Raw genomic sequence first — 540 nt, 5'->3', positions numbered from 1 at the left:
CTTAACTGTGCGGCGGATGCTTTCAAAGAAGGCGCAGCAATCATGCTAGCTCCTGCTCTTTTGGTTGGCTGTGCGAAAGGTGTATTGCTTATTCTGGGTGGTGGTACTACCGATGAAGCAAGCGTACTGAACTCGATTTTGAACAGCGCAGGCGGTGTGATCAGTGGCCTTCCTGATGTTGCCGCAGCTTGGTTGATGTATGTGTTCCAATCCATCTTCAACTTCTTCGTGACCTCGGGTTCTGGCCAAGCAGCACTGACAATGCCTCTGTTGTCTCCTCTTGCAGACATCGCTGGCGTAACGCGTCAGGTAGCGGTTCTGGCATTCCAACTGGGTGATGGTTTCACTAACGTGATCGTCCCTACTTCAGCGTCCCTAATGGCAACGCTTGGCGTGTGTCGTATCGACTGGGGTGACTGGGCGAAATTCTGCTGGCGCTTTATTCTATTACTCTTTACCCTATCGAGCATTGTCGTCGTCGCAGCTCACGTGCTGGGTTTTGCGTAAACTGATTAACAGATAAGAAGGCGAGACAAGTTC

General features: G+C 51.1%; 1 pseudogene. It reads left to right on the top strand.

Annotated elements, in window-relative coordinates:
* Nucleotides 1-507 (top strand): annotated as a pseudogene (locus R7R24_RS29855) (hypothetical protein); the annotation flags it as partial.
* Nucleotides 508-540: the final 33 nt, after the last annotated feature.

The sequence above is a fragment of the Vibrio sp. 704 genome, assembly GCF_033339295.1.
This window is presented reverse-complemented; position numbering and strand designations above follow the sequence as displayed.